The 18,178-nt window shown below is 70.8% G+C and carries 17 protein-coding genes; 11 read left to right on the top strand and 6 right to left on the bottom strand.

Annotation, left to right across the window (positions count from 1 at the left end):
- Positions 1 to 81: 81 nt before the first annotated feature.
- Positions 82 to 2,958, top strand: coding sequence for an NACHT domain-containing protein (locus LX15_RS01250; protein ID WP_253667554.1), 2,877 nt, complete (start codon positions 82 to 84; stop codon positions 2,956 to 2,958).
- 31 nt (positions 2,959 to 2,989) lie between these two features.
- Here the strand turns inward: LX15_RS01250 and LX15_RS01255 are convergent, their stop codons facing one another.
- Positions 2,990 to 3,907 (bottom strand): MBL fold metallo-hydrolase, encoded by a 918-nt coding sequence (locus LX15_RS01255; RefSeq protein ID WP_253667555.1) that lies wholly within the window; start codon positions 3,905 to 3,907, stop codon positions 2,990 to 2,992.
- 95 nt (positions 3,908 to 4,002) lie between these two features.
- On the opposite strand from LX15_RS01255, the gene LX15_RS01260 reads away from it, so the two are divergent.
- The 6 genes from LX15_RS01260 (at position 4,003) to LX15_RS01285 (ending at position 9,641) form a co-directional block, all read left to right on the top strand.
- Positions 4,003 to 4,917 carry an AraC family transcriptional regulator gene (locus LX15_RS01260; protein WP_253667556.1) on the top strand — a complete coding sequence of 305 codons (915 nt, stop codon included), beginning with the start codon at positions 4,003 to 4,005 and terminating at the stop codon, positions 4,915 to 4,917.
- Between the two features lie 747 nt (positions 4,918 to 5,664).
- The gene (locus tag LX15_RS01265; protein ID WP_253667557.1) at positions 5,665 to 6,537 is read left to right on the top strand and encodes a hypothetical protein; all 873 of its coding nucleotides are present in this window, start codon (positions 5,665 to 5,667) and stop codon (positions 6,535 to 6,537) included.
- A 100-nt stretch (positions 6,538 to 6,637) separates the two neighbouring features.
- Positions 6,638 to 7,438, top strand: a complete 801-nt coding sequence (locus LX15_RS01270; RefSeq protein WP_253667558.1) for an MBL fold metallo-hydrolase — start codon at positions 6,638 to 6,640, stop codon at positions 7,436 to 7,438.
- A 694-nt stretch (positions 7,439 to 8,132) separates the two neighbouring features.
- Positions 8,133 to 8,567, top strand: a complete 435-nt coding sequence (locus LX15_RS01275; RefSeq protein ID WP_253667559.1) for a hypothetical protein — start codon at positions 8,133 to 8,135, stop codon at positions 8,565 to 8,567.
- Positions 8,564 to 9,202, top strand: a complete 639-nt coding sequence (locus tag LX15_RS01280) for an NAD(P)-dependent oxidoreductase (protein ID WP_253667560.1) — start codon at positions 8,564 to 8,566, stop codon at positions 9,200 to 9,202. The genes LX15_RS01275 and LX15_RS01280 overlap by 4 nt, the downstream gene beginning before the upstream one ends.
- 121 nt (positions 9,203 to 9,323) lie before the next feature.
- Positions 9,324 to 9,641, top strand: a complete 318-nt coding sequence (locus LX15_RS01285; protein ID WP_253667561.1) for a hypothetical protein — start codon at positions 9,324 to 9,326, stop codon at positions 9,639 to 9,641.
- A 225-nt stretch (positions 9,642 to 9,866) separates the two neighbouring features.
- Here the strand turns inward: LX15_RS01285 and LX15_RS01290 are convergent, their stop codons facing one another.
- Together LX15_RS01290 and LX15_RS01295 are read right to left on the bottom strand one after the other, a co-directional pair.
- Positions 9,867 to 11,354: an aldehyde dehydrogenase family protein gene (locus LX15_RS01290; RefSeq protein WP_253667562.1), complete on the bottom strand. Its 1,488-nt coding sequence runs from the start codon at positions 11,352 to 11,354 to the stop codon at positions 9,867 to 9,869.
- A gap of 240 nt (positions 11,355 to 11,594) precedes the next feature.
- Complete coding sequence (locus LX15_RS01295; protein ID WP_253667563.1) at positions 11,595 to 12,584, bottom strand: GlxA family transcriptional regulator; 990 nt, start codon at positions 12,582 to 12,584, stop codon at positions 11,595 to 11,597.
- Between the two features lie 52 nt (positions 12,585 to 12,636).
- On the opposite strand from LX15_RS01295, the gene LX15_RS01300 reads away from it, so the two are divergent.
- Both LX15_RS01300 and LX15_RS01305 read left to right on the top strand, forming a co-directional pair.
- A complete protein-coding gene (locus LX15_RS01300) occupies positions 12,637 to 13,032 on the top strand; it encodes a cupin domain-containing protein (protein ID WP_253667564.1) in 396 nt (131 codons plus the stop codon).
- A 192-nt stretch (positions 13,033 to 13,224) separates the two neighbouring features.
- The gene (locus LX15_RS01305; RefSeq protein ID WP_253667565.1) at positions 13,225 to 13,488 is read left to right on the top strand and encodes a hypothetical protein; all 264 of its coding nucleotides are present in this window, start codon (positions 13,225 to 13,227) and stop codon (positions 13,486 to 13,488) included.
- A gap of 37 nt (positions 13,489 to 13,525) precedes the next feature.
- On the opposite strand, the gene LX15_RS01310 is transcribed toward LX15_RS01305, so the two are convergent.
- Entirely contained in the window at positions 13,526 to 14,278 is a 753-nt protein-coding gene (locus LX15_RS01310) for a TetR/AcrR family transcriptional regulator (protein ID WP_253667566.1), read from the bottom strand.
- A 97-nt stretch (positions 14,279 to 14,375) separates the two neighbouring features.
- Between LX15_RS01310 and LX15_RS01315 the strand changes: the two genes are divergently transcribed.
- Positions 14,376 to 16,103: an FAD-dependent monooxygenase gene (locus tag LX15_RS01315; RefSeq protein WP_253667567.1), complete on the top strand. Its 1,728-nt coding sequence runs from the start codon at positions 14,376 to 14,378 to the stop codon at positions 16,101 to 16,103.
- Positions 16,088 to 16,330, top strand: coding sequence for a hypothetical protein (locus LX15_RS01320; protein WP_253667568.1), 243 nt, complete (start codon positions 16,088 to 16,090; stop codon positions 16,328 to 16,330). The genes LX15_RS01315 and LX15_RS01320 overlap by 16 nt, the downstream gene beginning before the upstream one ends.
- A 407-nt stretch (positions 16,331 to 16,737) precedes the next feature.
- Here the strand turns inward: LX15_RS01320 and LX15_RS01325 are convergent, their stop codons facing one another.
- Both LX15_RS01325 and LX15_RS01330 read right to left on the bottom strand, forming a co-directional pair.
- The gene (locus LX15_RS01325) at positions 16,738 to 17,358 is read right to left on the bottom strand and encodes a histone-like nucleoid-structuring protein Lsr2 (RefSeq protein WP_308213387.1); all 621 of its coding nucleotides are present in this window, start codon (positions 17,356 to 17,358) and stop codon (positions 16,738 to 16,740) included.
- Between the two features lie 294 nt (positions 17,359 to 17,652).
- On the bottom strand, positions 17,653 to 18,081 hold the full coding sequence (locus LX15_RS01330) for a protein-tyrosine phosphatase family protein (RefSeq protein ID WP_253667570.1): 429 nt from the start codon (positions 18,079 to 18,081) through the stop codon (positions 17,653 to 17,655).
- Positions 18,082 to 18,178: the final 97 nt, after the last annotated feature.

Raw genomic sequence — 18,178 nt, forward strand, 5'->3', positions numbered from 1 at the left:
GCGATTCCGATCTCCTCCATACTGCTGTCTGATCGACACGACCCGAGTCGCGGGTCCGCGGTGTGGCAGGGGAGGGGGCGGGTGGCGTCGGGACTGGAAGCACCTGTGGCGCGAGTGCTCGTGCAGGTGGGACAGAAGCTCCTCGGCACCGTGCGCGGTCGCCGCGCGAGGAGCCGACTGCGGGAGGACACCCGGGCGTTGGTGTCCACCCGGGTCGCCGAGGGCTTCCTCGCGGAGCTGGATCCGGAAGAGATCCACCGGCTTGGCGAGTACCTTCTCTCGCCCGACTTCGAGGAGATCGCGCTCCAGTTCACCCTCGGCCGGCTGCTCAACGACGTCCCGTGGGAGGGGCTGAAGGTCAACATCCGGTACGAGTTGCGTCAGGGTCTCCACAACGTCGTCAAGCTTCGTCCCGAGTTGCTGGTCACCGCGGCCGACGTGCTGTTCGACAGCCTGACCACCGCTGCGAACGAGACCGTCGACCAGACCGTTCGACACCATCTCGACCCGACGACAGCGGCCGCGGCCGGCCACCTGGTCGCCGCCGCGGCCGCGAACTCCCGCCTGTTACGGGAGATCGGCGACCTCTCGGAGATCCACACCTTCGCCGCGCAGCTCCGCGACCTGGTGGCCGCCGTCCATGGACACATGCGCCTGCCACACCTCGGGGTCAGCCGTTCGGTGCCCTACGAGCAGCTCTACGTCGAGCCGACTTTGTGCCCCGAACAGGAACACCAGGACGTTCCCGACCTGATGGCCCTGGCGTTACCCGGGCGACGGTCGGTGATCCTCGGCGATCCGGGCGCGGGCAAGTCGACCCTGGCCTCGAAGCTCGCCCACGACGTGGCGTGCGACCGGGTGGCGGGCGCCGAGGGCCGCGTCCCGTTCCTGTTGGTCCTGCGCAACTTCACCAGCTCGTTCCGCGAGGGTGGCAAGGGGTTGGCGCACTATCTGGAACGGATCTGCGGCGACCCGTACAACCTCGAACCGCCATCGCACGCCGTCGACTACCTGTTGCGAAACGGGCGGGCAGTGGTGGTGTTGGACGGCTTGGACGAGCTGGTCGAGCCCGAGCTGCGCCGCAAGGTCGTCCAGCTCGTCGAAGGTTTCGTCAGCCGATACCCGCTGGTCCCCGTGCTCGTCACGGCCCGGCGTATCGGCTACTCCGACGCGCCGCTGGATCCGAGGCTGTTCCGGGTGGGCGTCGTGTCGAAGATGGGCGACGACCAGGTCCGCCAGTACGTCGAGCGATGGTTCGCGCTGGACGAGAGCACCGCTGAGAGCGACCGGGCCAGGATGGCCGACTCGTTCCTGAAGGAGAGCAAGGGGATCGCTGACCTCCGGTCGAACCCGTTGCTGTTGGCGCTCCTGTGCGCGATGTACTCCAGCGAGTACTACATCCCGCACAACCTGGCACAGATCTACGAACGCTGCGCGATCATGCTGTTCGATCGGTGGGACTCGATGCGGGGCATCTCCCCGCCCATGCAGTTCCACGGCCGGCTGCGCGCGGCCGTGCAGTATCTCGCGTGGGAGTTGTTCCGCGCCGAGGAGTCGGGGAAGGCGTTGCCGCGACACGCGATTGTGCGGATCCTGGCTCGGCACCTGATGGCGAAGAAGTTCGACGAGGACGACGCGCTGGCGGCGGCTGAGCAGTTCGTGGAGTTCTGCACCGGTCGCGCATGGATTCTCACCGACGTCGGCGCGACCGACGTGGAGCCCTGCTACGGCTTCACACACCGGACGTTCATGGAGTACTTCGCCGCCGAGCATCTCGTCCGCACCCACCCCACACCCGAACGGCTGTGGGAGGCGTTGCGTCCACGGATTCTGGCCGGTGAGTGGGACGTGGTGGCCCAGATCGCCTTACAGCTCCTGGACCGCAACATCGACGGTGGCGTCGACGACCTGTTGCGTCTGGCCCTGGCGGAGGCGGGCGGCGACTCCGAGCAACCCGGGCGGCTTCTTGGTTTCGCCGCTCGCGCCCTCGGCTATGTCCATCCTGGTCACGACGTGATCCACGACGTGGTGGAAGCCGCCTTGGAGGCCGCGCTCGAAGGTGACGTTTCGGATCGTTTCCACTACTGGGTTGGATCCTCGACCTTCATGCGAATGGAGGCCCTGAATGGTGCGTTATACAGTGTGATGTACCGCTGCTCCCCTGGAAACCTGCCCGTTTTGAAGAGGCTTGTCACGGCCATATTGGCTGGGCACGTCGAGTCGGGTAGTGGCCTCGCCCTGCACTTCATTGTCCACATGTCCACGCGCTACCCCGACGTGGACGACCGGATTTGCCGGGCATGGAGGGAGGTTCATGGCGAGCTGACGAGGCGGTACGTGGAGGAAGTGGAGCAGTGGGCTGAACGCGGTCCTTGGAAATCGATCCACGCTGGATCTGGCCTTGTTCGCCTCGTCGCGGAGTTCGGGCCGGGTCCTCTCTATCTCTGCGATACCTTTCTTGTCTTTTCCTACTCTTCCCAGGCCGAACGCCTGCTTCGCACGGGTTTCGCTGCCGGGCGTCATGCTCCTGAGCCCGCGCCGTTCTGTGACGCCCTCATCGAGGCGGGCCGTCCGTGGATCTCTGATGAACGCTGGTGGACGGACTTCACGGCTGACAGCCTGCGTGGGCGATCAGGTATCGCTTACACGATCGAGGAGGCTCCGTGGAGCCAGGCTCCGCTCGCTCCCATGATGCTGCTTCTCCTTCCCTATCTGGAATCAATCGCACACGGATACTTCCCGCTGGTCCTGCCTGACTCGGTGCCGCTGGTCCACCAGTTGACCGCCGCGCGGGCGGTGGGCGCGGTGCATTCGGATCTGACGCGCGCCCTGGAAAACGCGGACATGCCGGAGAAGGTCAAGGATTTCCTGCTCTCGTGGGTCCGCGGGGAATTCGACGTGCTCGGACCTCCGCCACCGGGCTGGGATCGCTCGAAGATTTATGGCGATGACCTGTAGCCAGGTTTCCCTCCCTCCGGGCCGGCGGTGGTCAGGCCGTCCCGGTAGGCCAGCCGGTGATGCGGAAGCGGGTTCCGTCGCGGCGGACCTCGGCCACGCCAGACCCGGCGAAGTGCGCCGGGATCACGAGTTCCCGGTTGTCGGCGGCGCGTACGAGGATGCGGCGACGCGTCGTGGTCGCCTCGTCCGGGTCCTCGCAGAAACAACTGCTGTGGCTGGGGTCGAGGAGCTGGACCGGGGTGTGCACCACGTCGCCGACGAACACCGCCCGGTCCGTGCCCGATGACAGGCGGAGGACCGACGAACCGGGCGTGTGCCCCGGGGCTGGCTCAAGGGTGAGGTTGTCGTCGATGCGGTAGCCGCCCTCCCACAGCACCGCCTGGGCGAGGACGGGTGCGATGCTGTCGGCGTAGACCAGCAGATCGCTTTCCCTGCGCAGTCGTTCGGTCTCGTCCCCGGGAGCCGGCCGGCGGTGGGCGTTGTCCGGGTCGTAGAACACCTGGTCGGCTCGGGGGATCAGGTAGGTGGCGTGGGGGAACGTCGGCGTCCACTGGCCGTCGCGTAGTTCGGTGTTCCAGCCGACGTGGTCGGCGTGGAGGTGCGTGTTGACGACGATGTCCACATCGGAGGGACGAACACCGGCGTCCGCCAGTCGGTCGAGGTAGTCGGTCCTCAGGTGGTCGAACAGCGGGTTCCGCGGTCGACGACGGTCATTTCCCACCCCGGTGTCGACCAGGATGGTTCTGCCCTCGCTGCGCAGGACCCAGGTCTGCACGGTGCCGTGGCAGGTGTCCGTCTCCGGTCGCCAGTGGTCCGGCGCGAGCCAGGACTCGTTGTCGCGCCAGAGTTCCGGTGGGCTGCCGGGGACGAGGTGTTGAGGCGGGGCGAACCCGCCCTGCCATTCGATCACCCTAATTACCGTGACGTCGCCGAGTTGGAAGCTGTGCACGCGGCAAACGCTAGCCAGTGGGTGTGCGCGTTCCAATGCGCGATCCGCGCGATCTGATGCGCGATCGTCTCAACGCTGCGACTACGCTCGCGCCGGTGGACGTGCTGAGCGACGCGATCGAGGTCATGCGCACCGGGCGGCCCCTCTCGAACCGGTTCCGGGCGGGAGAGGGGTGGTGCTACCGGATCGCGCCCTACGACGGGGCCGGGTTCCACGTGGTGCTGCGTGGCAACGCGTGGGTGATTCCCGACGGCGCCGAACCGATCCCGCTCGGGCCGGGTGACATCGTCCTCGTGCCGCACGGCAGCGCCCACGTGCTGTCCGACTCCCCGAGCGCCAGGGGCGCGGTGACCGTCGACCGGGCGGTCGACGAGCCGGACGGTTCCGTGGACTTCCTGTGCGGCAAGTACCGGTTCGACCGCTCTCGCGCGCATCCGCTGATGACCGGGCTGCCCGAGGTCATCCACCTGCCCGCCCAGGTCGGGCGGCATCCCGAGCTGCGTGCGGCCGTCGACCTGCTCGGGCGTGAGGTGCACGGCGACCAGCCCGGCCGGCACGTCGTGCTCTCCGGCCTGCTCGACCTGCTGCTCGTCTACATGGTGCGGGCCTGGCTCGCCCAGAATCCCGGGGGAGCCTGGCCGCGCGCGTTCCACGATCCGGAGATCTCCGCCGCGCTCGAAGCGCTCCACGCGGCCCCGGCGGAGCCGTGGCGGATCGAGGACCTCGCCGCTCGCGTGGGCCTGTCGCGGGCGACGCTGGCCCGGCGGTTCACCGCGCTCACCGGGCAACCGCCCATGGCCTACCTGACCTGGTGGCGGATGACGATCGCCGCTCGTCTCCTGCGGGAGACCGACCTGCCGCTGCCCGCCATCGCACGGCAGGTCGGCTACGGCTCGGCGTTCGCGTTCTCCCACGCCTTCAAGCGGAACTTCGGTGTCGCGCCCGGCCAGTTCCGGTCTGGCGGGGGTGTCCCGGCTCCGTCGGAGAATGGTCAGCGGGCAGAAGGGTGATCGTACGTTCCGGTGCGCACGGGTGCGTCGCGCTGGTTGTGAGGTTTCTGTGAGTTTTCCTTCTCTGAAGGGAAGTCAGGGCAGGGCTGGCGGCGAAGGGTCGCCCCGCACCTGGCGGCTCCACAGTGGACTGTCGGGAAGTGGTCGCCGTGAGCCGGTGTCGGCGCGTCGCTGGGCATGGGCGGACGAACTCGCTTCTTCCGTCGCCGGGGATCACTCGATAGAGTGAGGCTGGCGGCGAGGTCCCGGCCGGCGCGGACGCGTCGGGGACTCGGGGACGACGTCAGGAAGAACTCCCGCCGTTGACGCTCGCCGGGCCGTGAACGACCGCGTACCGGTGCTCGCCAGGACCGTTCTGGGGCGGGGAGGTGGCAGGGAAGAGCGCCATCAGCACAGGGTCCGCGCTGTCGCCGTGTGGCGGAGCGAGTGGGAAGAGGATGTGTGCCGCTCGATTGGGCGTCACGCCAGTGAGGGGCAAAGGAGAACCTGGCCCGCTCCTGTGTGGTCATTCGGTGAATCGTCACTCGGACAGGTGATCTCCATTGTGGGAATTTCCGTCACGGGGATAGCCTTCGCCCCGTGCCGGGGTGCGAGGCTCCGGTATCGCTGGCTCGCCCGGACGACGCGCAGCGGTGAGAAGGTGTGGGGCACCTACCTCGTCCGTCCTCCCCTGTCGACCAGCCATCCCCGGTGCGGTGGCGCGTGCTCTGGGCTGTCCGGGCAGCCCGACCGGTACAAGGAGCCCGCGTGCCCGCGTCCGCTCGTCGGCAGCTCATCGTGACCCGCTGTCGCTACACCCAGGAGACCCACGTCGAGGCCGCGCGCGGCGTCGGCAGGGACCGCTCGCACGGCCTGGACCACTGCCTCCCGCAACAACGCCGTCTCCGCGCGTTGCTGGCGTTGTTCCTGCTCACCACCGGACACCCGCACGACCCGACGGCCTCGGCCGTGGCCCACCGCCACGTGTGGTGGAGCCTGGTTCCGCTGGACCTCGTGTCCGCCCACCACGAACAGTTGGTGCTGCGGACCAGCGCCCCGGGCGTGCTCGTCACGACCCTGTGCCTGTGGAACAGGACCGGCGTCCTGGGCCTGCCCGGCCTCAGGGTCGTGAGCAGCGACTGGCCCGACCGTTTCTTCCTGTACCACCACCCGAGCAAGGCCGTCATCCGCGTCGAACCCCGGCTCCCGCGCGAGGAGCGGCCGTTCCCCGTTCGACAGGACGAGGAACAACGAGCCCGACTCCGCCGGTTCCACGCGCTGGCCCACGACAGCCCGCCGCTGGAGCCGGTCGAGGAGGAGTTGCTGCACCGGCTGCCGCCGATGAGCCAGGACGCCGAGCACCTGCTGGCGGCCCTGCTCGTCCGGCTGACCTGTGCGCATCCGCAGGGGTTGTGGCGTGTGGACAAACTCGGTTTCAGTCCGGCGGCGACGCGGAACGGACACGGCTTCCTCTGGGGCCACCTGGACCACTGGCGTCTGCACTGGCCGATCGGGCCGCTGCGCGGCCTCGCGACCGCGCTGACCCACCCGTCGATCGGTCTGGAGGGAGCCCGCCTCGTCAGCGACGGGTCCCGGCTCGCCGTCCACTACGGCACCGCTTCGCTCGACCTGACGCCATGAGGCCGTGCCGCGTGCGCCACAGGACACGGACCCGCTCCACCAGCGGCCGGCCAGCGACCCGCCGGGTTTCGACCGGGAAGGGCAGGGGTAGCCGCCGGGCGTGCCCTCCGGCGCGCTCACCTTCATCGGCAACGCCACGGTCCTGATCGAGTACGGGTCGTTGCGACTCCTCACCGACCCGAACTTCCTGCACCGCGGCCAGCGCGCCTACCTGGGGTGGGGCCTGAGCGCGAAGCGCCTGACCGAGCCCGCCCTGTCCCCGGACCAGCTCGGGGAGCTGGACGCGGTCGTGTTGTCCCACCTGCACGGCGACCACTGGGACCGCGTCGCGCGGCGCGCGCTCGACCGGGGAATCCCCATCGTGACGACCCCGCACGCGGCCCGCCGGCTTCAGGGCTGGCACGGATTCCGCAGGGCCAGCGGGCTGGCGACGTGGGAGTCACAGCTCCTGGTCAGCGGCGGCACGGCCGTCCGCGTCACCTCGCTGCCGGGGCGGCACGCGCCCGGCCCCATCCAATGGCTGCTGCCCCCGGTGATGGGCAGCCTGCTGGAGTTCGGCGACGTCTCCGGCGAGGTCGACTGCCGCGTCTACCTCAGCGGCGACACCCTGATGTTCGACGGCCTGCGCGAGATCGCGGCCCGGTACCCGCACCTCGACCTCGGGGTGGTGCACCTCGGCGGCACCACGTTGCCGGGCGGGATCATGGTCACCATGGACGGCGAGCAGGGCGCCGAGTGGCTTCACCTGATGAAGCCCACCACCGCGGTTCCGGTGCACACCGAGGACTACACGGTGTTCCGTTCGCCCCGCGCCGAGTTCGAGGAGGCGGTGCGCCGGCGCGGGCTCGCCGACCGCGTGCGCTGCGTGGAGCCGGGCGAGCGGATCCCGTTCGGCAGCTAGTGCCTGTCCCCAAAGCCAGATGAGCAGGGTGGCCAGATGATGTGATCACGTGGCTTACGGTGCCCGTCGCACGATCCGCCTCCCTGTGGCGGGCGCGGAGGTGTGGCGCGCCGGCGGTGTGCTGGTGGACGGGGCGCACGGTGTTGGAGCCGACCGGGACCTCCCGGTCGCGTTCGTTGTTCACCTCGGCGATCACCGCACACTTGTCGCCAGAGTGGTCAGGGTTTCGGCGCGTGATCACTGTCAGAACTGGTTGTCGTCGCCTCTCCCAGGATTGGCCTCTGCGTTCCGGCAGGTCACGCCGCACCCGTCTTCGCCGTGATCAGTCATCCTGTTGGTCATCCGGTGCCTCACCGGTGGGAGTCCTTTCGCGTCGAAGGCGGGCAACAACGGCTCGATCTGCCGCGCTCGCCGGTCACCGTGCGCGCGTGCCACGCCGCAAGATCACACCAGTCCAGCCACACCAGCTTTGAGGACACCTCCTACGGGCCGGCAGGGGCCAGCGCCTGTCGCGTCGACCGGTGAACAGTCCACACGGGATGGTCGCGTCCCCGGCGTCCCCGGCGTGCCGACGACCGGGCGTAGATCACAGTCGTCATGACCTCCGAGGTCATTGAAGGCATGCCCCGCTCCTGACACGGTCTGTCCAGACAGGTCCCGACCAGGGGCCGGAGGGTCGACCGAGGAGATCCGTATGAGCGTCATGACCGCGCGGGCCGCGCGGGGAGCCACCCCTCGCGACGGCACACCCGACCTGCTCCGGCGTAGCCTGCGGGTCGACGGCGTGGGGACCGCCGTCTTCGGCGCGGTCATGCTCGCGGGCGGCCGGTGGCTCGCCGACCCGCTGGGCCTGCCGGGCGACTGGTTCGCGCCGATCGGGATCGGCATGCTCGGCGGAGCCGCCGCCCTCGGCCTCATCGCCGGCTACCCGCGCGTTCCCGCCGGGCTCGCCCGCGCCGCCATCGCGGCCAACGCCCTGTCCGGAGCGGTGATGCTCCCGCTCGCGGTCACCGGCGCCCTGCCGCTCACCGGTCTGGGCGTCGCCTTCATGCTCGCCGGCGCGGCGTGGGTCCTGACCTTCGCCGGCCTGACGTTCGCCGGTCTTCGACAGTCGGGGAGCCACGCGTGAAACTCACTGTGTTCGGAGCCTCCGGAGGCACCGGTCAGGCGTTCGTCCGCCAGGCGCTGACGGCGGGACACGAGGTGACGGCCGTCGTCCGCGCATGGAGCCGCCTCCCGCTCGACCACCCCGCGCTCAGCGTGGTCGTGGCCGACGTCTTCGACCCCTCGTCCCTCGCCTCCGCCCTGTCGGGCGCGGACGCCGTGGTGTCGGCGTTGGGGCCGCGAGGTCGGAAGGACACCACGCGTGTCTGTTCGACCGCGATCCGGAGCATCCTGACCGCGATGGCCGACGCCGACGTGCGCCGCATCGTCGCGGTCAGCGCCCAGCCCGTGCTCCGCACCGGCGCGGGGGAGCCGCTGTGGTTCCGTGCGACGGTTCTCCCGATCGTTCGCGCCGTCTTCCGCGAGGTCTATGTGGACCTGGAGTTGATGGAACGCGCCCTGAGCGCGAGCACGGCGGAGTGGACGGTGCTGCGTCCCCCGTACCTGACCGACAAACCGGCGGTGGGTTACCGCACCGCCCTGGAGGCGAGCGTGCCGGGAGGCAGCCTGAGCCGGGCCGACCTCGCCCACGCGATGCTCGACGTGCTGAACGATCCCACGACCGTTCGCCACGCCCTCGGCGTCGGCCGGGCGAGGTAGGCAGGCTCTCGTCAGGTCCGCCCGCGCACAGGGTCAACTCGGGCACCGGCCATCGGAATGGCTGGCGCCCGAGTTGGCCCGACGCGTGCCGTTCCCTCGGCGCGATGTCTACTCTGGCTTCATGCGACCGCCGAACGACGAGGCCGGGACCTGGCAGAGTTCGTGGCTGGCGGCGATGATGGTGATCAAGAGCGCGCGGCGGGTCTTCACGCCGGGAAGCCGTCCACCCGCCGAGCTGCTCCCGCTGGTCGAACCCGTCCTCCGGCTCCGCGACGCGCTCAGGGCGTCACCGCCGGACGACGAGGAGACCCGCCGGAGCGCGGCCGACCTGGTCGCCGACACCGACCTCATCCAGTGGGCCTGTCAGCCCGACCAGCCCCGCGAGATCCGCGAGTTCGGCGCGTCGCTGGGATGGCTGTCCATGACACTGGCCACCTGATCCCTCATCCCCGACGTCGGAGTGCCGCACCGTCCTTTGTGGACCGTGGCTGTCTCGTCATCCCGGCGGACCCCTTCCCGAGACCGGGAGCGTGCCCAGGGAACTTTCCCGCGGACGACGCGGGCGGCGTGAGGCCGGTGTCGAGCCTGGGGTTTCTCGTGGTGTGGTCGAGAAAGGACGGCCCGCCAACGATCTCGCCGGCGGGCCGTCCTTCGCGAAGGCGGATCAGAACGGGTAGGACTGGATGCGACTCTGGGCCGTGATCCACTGGAGTTCGGTGAAGGTGTCGATGTTGGCCTTGCCGCCGAACCGGCCGCCCACCCCGGACGCCTTCATGCCGCCGAAGGGCGCGACGGCCTCGTCGTCCACGGTCTGGTCGTTGATGTGCACCGCCCCGGACTCGACGCGCTCGGCGAGTTCCAACGCGCCGAAGGCGTCCCTGGTCAGGAGGGACACCGACAGCCCGTACTCCGAGGAGTTGACGATCTCGACAGCCTCGTCCACCGTGTCGTAGCCGATGACGGGGGCGACGGGCCCGAAGATCTCCTCGGTGAGCGCCGGCGCGTCCTCCGCCAGGTCGACCAGGACGGTGGGCCGGTAGAACAGCCCGTCGAAGCTCGCTCCGGTGGTCGCCCGCGCCCCGCCGGCGACGGTCCTGGTCACGATGTCGTGGATCTTGTCGCGCTGACGCTCGTCGATGATCGGGCCGAGGGCGTTGGCCGGGTCGGTGGGATCGCCGACGCGGATCGCCTCCGCCTTCGCGGTCAGCCGCGCCACGTACTCCTCCAGCAGCGAGGAGTGGACGAGGTGCCGCCCGGTGGTCATGCAGATCTGGCCCTGGTGCAGGAAGGAGCCCCACGCCCCCGCCGAGGCGGCGGCCTCCGGGTCGGCGTCGGGCAGGACGACCAGGGCGTTGTTGCCGCCCAGCTCCAGGTGCAGGCGCTTGAGCAGGGGCGCGGCGGCCGTGCTGATCGCCCGCCCTGCCCCGGTGGACCCGGTGAAGGACAGGCAGGGCACGTGCGGGTGCCGCACCAGCGCCTCGCCAACGTCGGCCCCGCCGGGGAGCACGTGCAGCAGGCCCTCCGGCAGGCCGGCCTCGGCGAGGAGTTCGGCCAGGGCCAGGCCGCCGGAGATCGGGGTGCGGGGGTCGGGCTTGAGGACCACGGCGTTGCCGAGGGCGAGCGCGGGCGCGACCGACCGCATGGACAGGATCGCGGGGAAGTTGAACGGCGTGATCACGCCGACCACGCCGATCGGCACGCGGCGGGCCAGGGAGAGCCGCTCCCGGGAGCTGCGCAGCAGCTCGCCGTAGGGCTCGGTCGTGAGCGCGGCGGCGTGCCGCAGCTCGGAGGCGACCAGGCCCACCTCGAACCGCGCCTTGCCCATCGCCGACCCCGACTCGGGGACCAGCCACCGGAGGATCCGGTCGGGATCGGCCTCCAGCAGGGACGCGGCCCGGTGGAACACCGAGGCCCGCTGGTCGTAGGTCAGGCCGGCCCAGTCGCGCTGGGCCTTCCTCGCGGCGGCGACGGCGTGGTCGACGTCCTCGGCGGAGGCGGCGCCGACGGTGGCGATCACCGCGCCGGTGGCCGGGGCGGTGACGTCCAGGGCGCCGGCCCGACCGGCCCGCCAGGTCCCGTCGAAGACCATGCCGGTCCAGGTGGGGCTGGCCGGTCCGGTGGTGCGTGCGTCGGTGTCGTCCGGTGAGGTCATGCGGGTCCTTCTTGGTGCGGGGGAGTGCGGTCGGGTCGATCAGTCCTGGTCGGTCGGGTGCGCCGAGGGGCTCTGAGTGGCTCTCGGTGGCTCTGGGCTCGTCGACGCGGGTCGGGCGCGGTTGGAGGGAGGGTAGCTCTCGCCCGAATGGGTGATCCAGGGTTACTCCGAGTTTTCTTCTCGGCGAATTTCTCCGAGCTTCCCCCGATCCGAGCTTCCCCCGAGCGGACCCAGCCCCCTTCACCCGGCCTTGGCGCCAGGGCCGAACCGGCGACGGTAGGCCGAGGGCGTCAGGCCGGTCTCGCGGAGCATCACCGCACGCAGGTTGGCGGCGGTGCCGAGGCCGCTGCGGCGCGCGACCACGTCGAGCCGCGCCTCCCCGCGCTCGATCAGCCGACACGCCAACGCCACCCGCTCCCCGGTGAGCCAGGACAGGGGAGTGGTGCCCAACTGCGCGCGGAAACGGCGGTGCAGCGTCGCCGGGCTGACCGCCGCCCGCGCCGCGAGGTCCGCCACGCTGAGCGGGGCGTCCAGCCGCTCCTGCGCCCAGGCCAGGACGGGAGCCAGGGACTCGTCCGGCAGATCGGGCACCGGCCGCTCCACGAACTGGCGTTGGCCGCCGTCGCGATGCGCCGCGAAGACCAGCCGACGGCTCACCGCGTTGGCGATCTCCGCGCCGTGGTCGCGGCGGACGACGTGCAACCCGAGATCCAGCGCGGCCGCGCTGCCCGCCGCGGTGAGGATGTCGCCGTCGTCCACGAACAACACGTCCGGCTCCAACCGGACGGACGGGAAACGCGCGCGGAAGGCGTCCGCCCACTGCCAGTGCGCGGTGGCCCGACGCCCGTCCAGCACACCCGCCTCGGCCAGGGTGAAGGCGCCGCTACAGAAGCCGACCAGGCGCGCGCCCCTGGCGTGTGCCCGCCGCACCGCGTCCAGGACGGCCGGCCGCCGGGGCACCTCGACGTCCGGGCGGTTGGGGACGATCAGGGTGTCCGCCGTGTCGGCCGCCTCCAGCGGGGCGACGCCGGTGAGCGTGAAGAACCCGTCCCGCATCAGCGTCCTCGGCTCGGGGGAGCAGAGCGCGAAGTCGTAGAGGTCCCGCCCGATCTCGGGCCGGCGCAGCCCGAACACCTCGGTCGCGCAGCCCAGCTCGAAGGGGTTGGAGTTCTCGTCCACGATCACGACGACCCGGTGCGGGCGAGCCCCGTGCGAGGATTCTTGCGGCATGTGCGATTCCTAGCACTCACGCCGACCGCGCGGAACGGTCCACGATGGATTCGTGAGCAACCGACCCATCGTCCTCAGCGAGGCCCTGGCCTCCTTCGACGCCCTGTGGAGCCCCCGCATCGTCACGCGGGTCAACGACTACGACGTCCGCGTCGCGAAGGTCGAGGGCGAGCACATCTGGCACGTCCACGAGAACACCGACGAGTTCTTCCTCGTCCTCGACGGCGAGCTGTTCCTCTCGCTGCGCGACGACGCGGGGGAGCGCACGGTCCGCCTCGCGAAGGGGTCGGTCTTCACCGTCCCCCGCGGCACGGAGCACAAGCCGTCCGCGCCCTCCGGGGCCGCGATCCTCATGTTCGAGCCCGCCGGGACACCCACCGTGGGCGACCGCCACGACGAGATCCCCGACCACATCGACGTCACGACCGGTCACGCCCTCGACGTCTGACCTGGCGAACCCGCTCGACGCCGGCGATCACGTCGCGCCGGCGGAGTCGGTGCCCCCTGCTACCTCTGACCGACGAACCCGTCACCTCGGGAAGTCGTCGACCGCTGTCCGCGAAGGCCGGGCGACGGAAACAGGGGGACCGAACGTTGTCCACCAACCAGTGCCGCGCCCGCCCGTGCCGCGTTTCCCACCGTGTACTCGGTCTGGTTGGGCGCGGCACTCGCCTTCCTCCTCGGCGACGCCGTGCTGTTCTTCGCGCTCTTCTGGGCTGCGTCGGCGCACGGCGGAGCCGCGGTGGGAGCCATCCTGTCGGCGATCGCGCTGACCAGGTCGCTGTTCCTGCCGTTCGGTGGCGCGGTGGGCGACCGGTTCGGCGCCCGGCACGTCATGATCGTCTGTGACGCGGCGACGCACCCACGCCCTGTCCGTCCGCTCACACGCCCCACCCCGCCGTGATCAGCAAGGGCAACCCGGAACCCTGACAGGACACGGACTACTGCCGGGGCGGGGAGTCCGGCCCCGCGGCGACCCTCCCTCCACTGTGGACTCTTGCGGCGACGCCGTCGAGCACGCACGCGAGACCGAACTCGAACCGCTGGTCCGGGGTGGGGTCCTCGGCCTCGGTGACCCGCCGCGCGAACAGCGGGTAGGCCCCGCTCGCGATGACCTCCCGGATGTAGGGGCCGACGCTGGCGCGCCACTGGTCCTCGGTCAGCCCGGTCCGCCGCTGGGCCTGCGCCTCGGCCAGTTCCCCCGCCACCGATCCGAAGACGTACGCCAGCACCGTGTCGACGACGTGCGCGGCCAGGGTGATGTCCGGGGTGAGCGCGGTGGCGGCCCCGAGCGCGACGTCGGCGTGCCGGAGCGAGTGGGGGCCGAGCGTCGGCCGGCCGGTCAGCTCGGAGCCGAGCCACGGATGGCGGAGCAGGTCGGCGCGCAGTCGCCGCGCCACCGCCGTCAGGTCCGCGCGCCAGTCGCCGGTCAGCGCCGGCGGCTCCTCCTCGCCGCGCACCGCGTCGATCATCAGGTCCAGCAGCTCGTCCCGGCTCGCCACGTACCGGTAGAGCGAGGCCGTCCCCGAGCCGAGGTCGGCGGCGACCCGGCGCATCGACAGGGCGGACAGCCCCTCCGCGTCGGCGATGGCCACCGCCCTGGCGACGATCCGCTCCACGCTCGGGGCCTGGCGGCGGGGGACCCGGCGATCCCGGTTCCACACGACGCCGGGCTGATGTTCCTGACCAGCCATCACGTCCTCCCCACGCGTCACCCGTTTGCGGGCATCGTAACCCCATGGCTACGGTGTAGCCGTTGTGAGAACACTGTATCCATAACTGGGGGCGCCCGTGTCATCCACCCGAATCCCGGTCCTCATCGCCGGTGGCGGCTCCGTCGGCCTCGCCACCGCGCTGTTCCTGTCCCACCACGGCGTCCCGACGCTGGTCGTCGAAGGTCAGGCCGGTCCCTCCGCCCACCCCCGCGCCACCGGCGTCGGACCGCGCACCATGGAGTTCTTCCGCGAGGTCGGAGTCGAGGACGCGGTGAACGATGCCGCCGTCGACATGACGGCCGACAGCCTCGGCAAGATCTCCGCCCCGACCCTGGCCAGTGCCGGGCTCACGGCCACGGCGAGCACCGCCTCCTCGGGGGACCGCCAGGTGAGCGAGTGGTTCGCCCAGCACAGCCCGGCCAGACTGCGCGGCATCTGCTCGCAGGACCGGCTGGACTCCGTGTTGCTGCGGGCGGCCACCGAACGCGGGGCCGACGTCCGGTACTCGACCAGGCTGGTGTACTTCGAGCAGGGCGAGCACGGCGTCACCGCGCTCCTCTCCTGCTCCGGGGGCCAGCAGGTGGTCGAGGCGGACTACCTGGTCGCCGCGGACGGCGCGCGCAGCGGCGTCCGGGACGCGCTGGGCGTCGGCACCTCCGGGCCGGGCCGGCTCGGCAACCCGAAGATGAACATCCTGTTCCGCGCGGACCTCCGCGAGCACACCGGAGGCCGCGCCTTCGTCTCGTGCACGGTCACCAACCCGGATTCCCCCGGCCTGCTGATGACGGTGGACGGGAAGACGACATGGACGTTCCACGTCGAGTACGACCCCGCACGAGGACAGGCCCCCGCCGACTTCACGCCCGAGCGCTGCACGACCCTGATCCGCGCGGCCGTGGGAGACCCGGACCTCGACGTCGAGGTGCTCAGCGCCCAGTCATGGCGGATGCGGGGCGTGCTCGCCGACCGCTTCCGGGTCGGCAGGGTCTTCCTGGTCGGCGACGCCGCGCACGCGGTCCCACCCCTGGGGGCGTTCGGGATGAACACCGGCGTGGCCGACGCGCACAACCTGGCGTGGAAGCTGGCCGCCGTCCACACGGGCCAGGCCGGCCCGGCGCTCCTGGACAGCTACGAGGCCGAACGGCGTCCCGTCGCGGCGCTGACCCTCGACCAGGCGCTGTCCCGACTCGCTGATCCGCGCCTGCACTGGGGCGTGGGCCCCGAGGCGGCGGCCGCGCGGGCGGCCGCCGGCGTCGTGAACGCCCCGGTCGTCCACTGGGGATACCGCTACGACTCCCGCGCCGTGATCGACCCCCGGCCGGAGCTGGTGTCCACCGAGGACCTCGAACCCAACCTCGACGGCACCCCGGGGTCGAGGATTCCTCACCTCTGGCTGGAACGGGACGGGCGGCGACTGTCCACCCTGGATCTCGTCGCGTCCCGGTTCTGTCTGCTGACCGGAGCCGAGGGCGCCGACTGGACGCCGGCAGCGGCGGAGGCCGCCGCCCGGCTCGGCGTGGACCTCGTGGTCCACCGGATCGCCCCGGACGCCGAGGTGAGCGACCCCGAAGGGCGGTGGCCGCACGTCGTCGGGATCGCCGACGACGGCGCGCTCCTCGTCCGGCCCGACGGGTTCGTGGCCTGGCGCGTCCCCGCCCTGCCCGACCAGCCGGCCGACGAACTCGCCCGCGTCCTCACCCGACTGCTCGCCCGCGACGGGGACCAGAGCCAGGAGGAGCAGGAGGGTCGGGAAGGGGAGTCGGTGCGGAAGCGGGAGCCTGGGCCTTCGTGGCGCAGGAACTGAGCGACATCCTTGGCTGCCCGTGGGGCGAGGAGCTGATGGTCCTGACGCTCGTGGAGATGGGCAGGGAACTGGTCGCACGCGTCGACGAACTGACCGATCACGAGGTCGACCGGTGTCTGGAGATCGTCGAGAAGGTCGTGATCGAGGGAAACGAGACCGAACAGGCCGCCTCGGCCAGGGGGTTCCTCGAAGCACTTCTCACTGCCGGGGCCAGGGATCTGACCTGAGCGCGTTGTGGTGGCGACTCGGGCCCGAGTCGCGGGCCTACTGCCTCGCGTGGAACGAGTTCTGCGGTGTCACATCACCGGAATGGAAGCGGCGAGGCGGCGTCTGAAACGAGCGGTGTCCGAAGTGAGCGGTGTCCGAAGTGAGCGGTGTCCGAAGTGAGCGGTGCCTGAAGCGAGCGGTGCCTGACGTCGTGACGCGCGGGGCGCGCCGGAGCTGACGGTAACCGGAAAGGAAATCCGGTCGAGCGAGCGCTTTTCCCGGACGTGGTTTCCCGGACCGGGGCGTGAGAGTTCCCGCGCGGCGGCTCGAAAGCACTGGCACAACGACAGAAGACGGAGTCGGACGTGTCGGAGCCGTGGAAAGGCGCCCGAGCCGCGCGCTCGGGATGGGCGGGGTCGGTCGGCGGTCAGCCGGAGAAGATCGCCGCGCGGATGTCGGGTTGGTGGGCCAAGTGGTAGGCGGTGACGACGTTGGTCGGAATCCGTCCCCGCTCCGCCACCGCGTGCCCGTTGGCGGCGGCCCACTCGCGAATGGCCCGGCCCTCCTCCCTGTTGGTCGCCTTCGGCTCCGCCTCCGCGGCCTTCGGCGCCTTCGCCTTCGTCTTCGACGCGGGCTTCTCCGCCTTCTCTGCCTTCTGCGCGGACTTCGTCGTCGCCGACTTCGGAGCCGACTTCACCGAGGACTTCGGGGACTTCGGGGACGACCTGGCGGAGGACCTCGACGCGGCCCTGGCCGAGGGGGCCACGACGTTCTCGGTTGTCGTCGCGTCCTCCGTGACAGTCGGCGCGGCGGCCGACGTGGTCCTGGCCGAGGCCGCCGTGGTCACCCTCGCCGTGGCGGCGCGCGCCTTGCGCGACCCCCGCGCGCGGCGGGCCGAGGCGACATAGGGCTCCAGGAGGTCCCGGAGCTTGGCCGCGTTCGACGCGGTCAGGTCAATCGTGTAGTCGACTCCGTCGAGGCCGAAGCGCACCGGGGAGATGTCGCTGCCGGTGGAGCCGTCCAGGTCGTCGACAAGGTTCACAACCACTTTCCGTGCCAACGGTGCTGCCCCAATCGATGTCGTGTGCTCGGTTTGTCCCGGGGAGAACTCTGTGTGCGGCGGAGTGTCCGTGATGGTAGCGACTGGCGAACATCCTGAGCACCCGCGCTCCGGTGGTTGTGATCGACAACGCGGCGCCTTCGAGGAAGGCGACGTAACCGTTGATCACTTGTGGGTGCGGGGTGACCGACGAGTCGCAGCGGGGACGGCGGGGCAATGCCACCTCGCGTCGACAGGTTCGGCAATGACCGACTGACCGACAGTCGCTCGGAAAGCGGGTCGTTACGAGAATCGGGCGACGAAGCGGCGTTGCCACGGCGTCTCGACGGCACGGCGCGCGTAATGCTGTCGGACGTAGGCGACGGCCTCCCGTCCCGGAACTCCGTCCAACACCGCGAGGCAGGCCAACGCGGTGCCAGTGCGACCGAATCCGCCGCCGCACGCCACTTCGACCCGTTCGTTCTCCGCGCGTTCCCACGCCTCGCGCAGCACGGTCGAGGCCTCGGCCCTGTCGGACGGCAGCCAGAAGTCGGGCCACCGCAGCCACCGGCTTTCCCAGTCGACGGCCGGGGGTTCGTGCCCCAGCAGGTACACCGCGAAGGAGGGCGTGGGTCCGGGCGGGAGGGGGTGGCGCAGCCCTCGTCCGCGCACGAGCCGGCCGGAGGGGAGGCGCAGCACGCCGGGCGCGGTGGGTTCCCAGGTGGTGATCATGTCGTGAGGGTAGCCGGAGGACTCCGCCATCACTCGGGGCCATCACTCGGGGCCACCACTCGGGGCCACCACTCGGGGAACGCCCGGCGTCGTCGCT

It is taken from the genome of Streptoalloteichus tenebrarius (assembly GCF_024171885.1).
Classification (GTDB): Bacteria; Actinomycetota; Actinomycetes; order Mycobacteriales; family Pseudonocardiaceae; genus Streptoalloteichus; species Streptoalloteichus tenebrarius.

What these genes read in the sequence shown, in the direction of transcription:
- LX15_RS01275 (WP_253667559.1), top strand. Translation starts at nt 8,133, where the DNA reads ATGAGCGTCATGACCGCGCGGGCCGCGCGGGGAGCCACCCCTCGCGAC.
- LX15_RS01285 (WP_253667561.1), top strand. Translation starts at nt 9,324, where the DNA reads ATGCGACCGCCGAACGACGAGGCCGGGACCTGGCAGAGTTCGTGGCTG.
- LX15_RS01290 (WP_253667562.1), bottom strand. Translation starts at nt 11,354, where the DNA reads ATGACCTCACCGGACGACACCGACGCACGCACCACCGGACCGGCCAGC.
- LX15_RS01295 (WP_253667563.1), bottom strand. Translation starts at nt 12,584, where the DNA reads ATGCCGCAAGAATCCTCGCACGGGGCTCGCCCGCACCGGGTCGTCGTG.
- LX15_RS01310 (WP_253667566.1), bottom strand. Translation starts at nt 14,278, where the DNA reads ATGGCTGGTCAGGAACATCAGCCCGGCGTCGTGTGGAACCGGGATCGC.
- LX15_RS01330 (WP_253667570.1), bottom strand. Translation starts at nt 18,081, where the DNA reads ATGATCACCACCTGGGAACCCACCGCGCCCGGCGTGCTGCGCCTCCCC.